The organism is Kitasatospora sp. NPDC058218, assembly GCF_042882445.1.
Lineage (GTDB): Bacteria > Actinomycetota > Actinomycetes > Streptomycetales > Streptomycetaceae > Kitasatospora.
Window position 1 is genome coordinate 1 of the sequence record NZ_JBHVWC010000134.1, and the last position, 5,583, is coordinate 5,583.

At 74.7% G+C, this 5,583-nt stretch carries 4 protein-coding genes; 1 reads left to right on the plus strand and 3 read right to left on the minus strand.

The features are described from left to right. Positions 1–38: 38 nt before the first annotated feature. From ACFVYI_RS41945 to ACFVYI_RS41955, 3 genes are all read right to left on the minus strand, one after another. On the minus strand, positions 39–692 hold the full coding sequence (locus ACFVYI_RS41945) for a cutinase family protein (RefSeq protein ID WP_387895298.1): 654 nt from the start codon (positions 690–692) through the stop codon (positions 39–41). Positions 693–1,017: 325 nt separating this feature from the next. Continuing rightward, positions 1,018–1,866 (minus strand): MBL fold metallo-hydrolase, encoded by an 849-nt coding sequence (locus ACFVYI_RS41950; RefSeq protein WP_387895300.1) that lies wholly within the window; start codon positions 1,864–1,866, stop codon positions 1,018–1,020. 19 nt (positions 1,867–1,885) lie between these two features. Continuing rightward, positions 1,886–4,780, minus strand: a complete 2,895-nt coding sequence (locus ACFVYI_RS41955; RefSeq protein ID WP_387895303.1) for a BTAD domain-containing putative transcriptional regulator — start codon at positions 4,778–4,780, stop codon at positions 1,886–1,888. Between the two features lie 209 nt (positions 4,781–4,989). Between ACFVYI_RS41955 and ACFVYI_RS41960 the strand changes: the two genes are divergently transcribed. After that, positions 4,990–5,301: an NIPSNAP family protein gene (locus ACFVYI_RS41960; protein WP_387895306.1), complete on the plus strand. Its 312-nt coding sequence runs from the start codon at positions 4,990–4,992 to the stop codon at positions 5,299–5,301. Positions 5,302–5,583 lie beyond the last annotated feature (282 nt).

Here is a 5,583-nt window from a genome sequence, read left to right on the forward strand (position 1 = left end):
GGCTGGAACGGACCGGCCGCGGGCGGGCGCCGTCATGGCTACGCGGGATACCAGGCGCCGTTGTACCAGACCTCGTTGGCGCTGTCGTTGTGGTGGTCCATGTCGAAGTCGTTGGGGTAGTTGTTGACGTGGTTCTGCGGGTACGTCCAGATGCCGGCGGACTCGTCGCAGACGTAGTCCCAGTGGCAGATCGTCTTGACCGGCACGTTGCCGAAGAACTTGTCGGCGCCCGCGAGCGGGGCGCCGATGACACCGCCGAACGGCACCGCGCCGCCGTTGGCGCCGGGAGGGCCCTGGCGCTTGGGGTCCGAGACGAGGACGGCATTGACGTTGTCGAAGGTCTTCCAGTTCTCGGTGACCCAGATGTGCACCACCGCGGCGCCCAGCGAGTACCCGCCGATCTTGACGTGTTGGCCCGGACAGGCGTTGCGCTGGTCGCGCACCAGCCGATTCAGCTCGTTGACGCCCGCCCGGGCGCTCGCGCCGTTGGGGATCTGGGTCGGGTAGCCGACGTGCTGCTGGATGTTGCCGGTGAAGTTGTCGTTGTTCCACGAACTGCCGGTGCCGCCGACGACGATCGTGTAGGTACCCTCGCACGGAGCCGCCGCTTGCGCGGAGGACTCCAGCGTCACGGAAAGTCCGGCAGTCAGCAGAAGTCCGGCCAACGCGGCCGTCGTCCTCTTGGCCCGCATGGAATTCTCCTCAGCTAGGTGGTACTCGATGCTGGATGCCCACTCGTGCCCGATGCTCCGTCAGCCGCCCACCGGGGCGCGGAAACGGGCTTCGCGCACGATCTGACGCGGATGTTCGGCAACAACCTATTCTCCGGCGCCGGAGCGGCGACAGCCGCAAGCCGGCAGTGGACGGGGCGGACGAGATCACATCCCGGGGTGCGACGCCTGCGCGTGCGCCCCACGGGCGCCCTCCGCCGTTCATGATCGAGTGTGCTCGGGACCAAGGGCCGTGACGCTGCTCCGAGCGCCGCAAGCGAACCGGCTGATCGGACCTGATCGAGACTCAGCCCTGGCGTGACCCGGTCCGAGGTGCCGGGCGGGGGTCGAGGTCGGCCGGATCGTGGGCGCAGATCAGCCGTACCTCGTCGTGGTGCGCGCGGCGCAGTTCGCGCAGTCGCTCCCGGTTGTGCAGGCGGGCGCCGTTGTCGACCGCCATCATGCGTTGGAAGGCTGTCAGCGCGGGCGGGCGGCGGGGCGAGGCGGGGTCGACGTCGGTGTGCGAGAAGTAGGCGTCGCCGCAGTGCAGCAGCCAGCGGTCCGCCTCCCGGACGGCGACGCCGCAGTGGCCCCGGGTGTGACCCGGCAGCGGGACGAGGAGGACGTCGGGGGTCTCGCGCGGGAGTACGGGGATCGTGCGGAAGCCGTACCAGTTCTCGGTGGCGGCGTTCTGTGGGTGCTCCACCCAGTGCGGGCCGTGGGCCCACTGGACGGGGCGGTAGCGGTCGCGTTCCCCGCGGGTCGCCAGAGCCTCCGCGGCCCGCAGCTCGTCGGCGAGGACGTGCACCCGGGCGTGCGGGAAGTCACCGATGCCGCCGGCGTGGTCGGGGTCGAGGTGGGTCAGGACGATGTGGCGGACGTCGCGCGGATCGTGGCCGAGGGCGCGGATCCGGTGCACCGCGGTGGTCGCCGGATCGAGCCGGGGCCGGACCGTCCGCAGGAACGACCGCCCGAGCCGGCGGGGGTCCGCGACGTCACCGGTCCCGAATCCGGTGTCGACGAGGATGAGTGCGTCCGCGCTCTCCACCAGGAGGCAGTGCGCCGTCAGCCGCGCGACCAGTGGTCCGCCGCTGCCCAGCAGCAGCCGGCCTCCGAAGGGGCACATGGTGGCGCAGTTCAGGTGATGGACGGTCATGTCGCCTCCGTGCGTCGTGCTACGCGGTCCGTACGTCCCGGGACTGGGAGCCCGGTCCGGCGGTGGCCGTGCTCGGCGGTGTCCGGCGGTCCGGGGTGCCGGCCAGTTGCCCGTCCAGTTCCTCGGCCAGCCGGACGTCTCCGTGCGCGGTGTACAGCTCGCCCGCGGTCCGACGGTGCTCGCGGGCCTCCTCGGTCCGTCCCGTCCCCGCCAGGAAGTCGGCGAAGTGGCGCCGTGCGAGCGCGTGGAGCCGCACGTTGCCGCTCGACCCGCACAGGTGCAGGGCCTCCCGCCAGATCCGTTCGGCCACTGCCGGTTCTCCCAGCGCCTGTCGGGCGAGGGCCTCGCTGACCATGGCCCACAGGTGGGCGTTGGCGGTCGGACGGTCGGACAGCAGGGCGCGCGTCTCGCGGGCGTGCTCCAGCGCGGCCACCGGCTCGCCCAGCACCACCTTGATCGCCGCCGTGTTGCTGAGCACGGTGGCGGCGTGCTCGCGCAGCCCGCTGGCCCGGATGAGGGCGAGGGCCGCCCGGGCGATCCGGTCCGCCTCGACCGGGTCGCCGGACAGGGCCGCCATCGAGGAGCGCACGGAGAGGGCGTGGATGTGCAGGTCGCCGTCGTCCGGCGTGGTCCGGGCGACGGCCCGCGCGGCGAGCGGCAACGCCTCGGCGACGCGGCCGCCGGAGCCGAGCGCGCAGGCCGTCGCCGCCTCCATGGCGGCCAGTCCTTCCCGGCCGCCGTCCAGCCGGGCGGCCCGCAGCCCGATCCGCAGGCAGTCGAGCCGGTCGGCGACGCGCCCGGCACCGTAGTAGAGGATCGAGGCCGACCGGGCCAGCCGCCACGCGCGTTCGTACTCGCCGCGATCGGTCGCGGCCGTCACCAGCGCGCGGAGCACCGGCTCCTCGGTGTGGCACCAGGCGAGCGTGGACCGGACGTCGCCGAGCCGCGGCAGCGCGCGCGGCCCGGGCCCCGGTGGCCGGAACGGCTCGTGGTACGGGTTCACCCGCCGCACTGCCAGGCCGGTGGCCACGAGCTCGTAGTCGACCAGGCGCCGGAACGCCTCCCGCTGCCGTTGCGGGGAGAGCCGGTCGAACAGCTCCGTGCCGTAGAGCCGGACGAGATCGTGCCGGCCGAAATGGCCGGGCGTCTGCTCCGACAGCAGGTGGTACGCGGCGAGTGAGCCGAGCGCGTGCCGGCCCCCCTCCGCGTCCGTGTCCAGCAGCGCGGCGGCCGCGCACGGGTCGGCCGTGCTCCCCGGGTGCACGGTCAGCAGTGCGAGCAGACTTCGTGCGCCGTCGTGGAGTTGACGGTGAGTCAGGGTGAGCGCCGCCCGGACGCTGACCGCTCCGCCCTGGGTGCCGAGGGCGGCCAGCCGGGTGCCCTCGTCGGTCAGCTCGTCCACCAGGTCGGCGACCCGCCAGCCCGGGCGCGCGGCCAGCCGGGCGGCCACGATCCGCAGGGCCAGCGGGAGCCGGTCGCAGAGATCGATCAGCCGACCGGCCGGCTCCGGCTCCGCCGCCACGCGCTCGGCGGTGAGCAGGCGCTCCAGCAGGCGGTGCGCGTCGGCGGGCGGCAGGGCGGCGAGCCGGAGCAGCGCGGCGCCGTCGGTGACCACCAGGTCCTCCAGGCTGTTCCGACTGGTGATCACCGTGGCGCAGCCGGGCCCGGACGGCAGCAGGTCGGCCACGTCGGCGGCGCCGCGCGCGTTGTCCAGCACGACGAGCAGCCGGCGCCCGTGGGTGTGGTCGCGGAACAGGGCCGCCCGCGCGGCCCGGTCCTCCGGGATCGCCTGCTCGGGCAGGCCGAGCGCCCGCAGGAAGCGTCCCAGGGCCTGGGTCGGATCGCCCGGACCGGCGGGATCGAAACCGCGCAGGTCGGTGAAGAGCACGCCGTCCGGGAAGCCCGCGGCTGCCCGGCGGGCCCAGCGCAGCACCGTCGCGGTCTTGCCCACTCCGGCGGGCCCGGCCACCACGGCCAGGCCGTCCCCGGTCCGGTCCGGTCCGCACTGCTGGTCCAGCCAGCGGCTCTCCGCCGCGCGGCCGACGAAACCCCGGGGCGGCCCGGGCAGGTCACCCAGTGCCACCGACGGCGTGACGGCAGGCGCGCCGGGTGCGACCGCACTGTCACCGGGGGTGAGTGCGGTGCTGCCCGTTGCGGTTGGGGTGGTGTCGGGTGCGTCAGCGCGGGCCCGGCCGGCCAGCACCTCGGCCAGGGCCTGCTGCAGCGCGGGCCCCGGCACGACGCCGAGTTCCTCGTCCAGCCGGGCCCGGGCCCGGTGGTAGACGCGCAGCGCGTCCGGCCCGCGGCCGCCCTGGTGCAGGCAGCGCATCAGCAGGGCCACGGTCGGCTCGCGCAGCCCGTCCGCGCGGACACTCTGCTCCAGCGCGGGGACGGCCGTGTGGCCGTGGCCGAGCCGCAGTTGCCGTCGCGCCCATCCGGTCAGCGCCTCGGTCCGGCCCTCGTCCAGCCGGTCGGCCAGGACGGCGCACAGGGGGGTGGCCGGAAGACCGGCCAGGGCCGCGCCGCGCCACAGCCCGAGCGCCTGCTGGAGCAGTACGGCGGCGGTGGCGTCGTCGGCCGTCCCGGCGGCCCGCGCGGCGAGCGCCCCGGCGGCGAGCGCGTCGACCGCCTCGGGGTCGCCGTCGAGCCGGTAGCCGGGCGCGCGGGTGCTCAGCGTGAACCCCGAACCGGCCAGCACCTTGCGCAGCGCCGCGACGTGTCCCTGCAGCGCCGCTTTCGCCTGGGCCGGTGGCTCGTCGCCCCACAGCAGCTCGAAGAAGCGCTCGACCGCCACCGTCCGGCCCAGCTCCAGCGCGAGCAGTGCGAGCACCCCCCGCTGCTTCGCCCCGCCGACCGCGGCGGCCTCGCCGTCCGTGAGCCGCAGCTCGACCGGCCCGAGCAGCCGTATCCCCATCGTCCCCGCCCCGCCCGCTGCCTGTGCTGCCGCCTCCGTACAGGTTCGGCGACATCTTACCGGCGGGTAGCATCCCGACGGCACCCGTCGTCCGTCGGGGGAGGGGCCGGGGGCGCCGGCGTCCACCCGGTGCCGGCGCCCACCCGACCCCTGGCCGGGGAAACCGCAGGACCGTTGCCTCAGGACGGCGGGCCCGCTTTCATGTGGGCATGATCACCATTCATCTGAAGTACGAGATCGACGTCGACAAGCTCGATGCCTTCGAGGAGTACGGCCGCCGCTGGGTCGGGCTCGTCAACCGGTTCGGCGGGACGCACCACGGCTACTTCCTGCCGAGTGAGGGCGACAGCGACATCGCCTACGCCCTCTTCTCCTTTCCCAGCTTCGCCACGTACGAGCAGTACCGCACGGACAGCATGACCGACCCGGAGTGCCAGGAGGCCTTCGAGCTGGCTCGCAGCACCCGCTGCATCAAGCGCTACGAGCGCCGTTTCCTGCGACCGCTCGACGTCATGTCCTAGCACCGCAGAAGCGCTCACGGTGATGGGGTCATCGGCCCTCGGGCCGGTGCCCGTCTCGTGTGCCGGCCGGTGAGACCCGGGAGAGACCGGGCCGGGCGGGGGGGCGCGTCGTGCCGTGGACGCGGCCGGGTGGACGGGTGCGGGGAGCCGCCGGGAGCCCCTGGTCCGGCCGCCGCTCCACGGCCGGATCCGTACCCGTCGTGGGCCCCCCCGCGGGGGGGGACCACGGGGCGGCCCGGCCCAACCCGGGGGGGGGTGCACCCGGAGGGGGCCGGGGCAGGC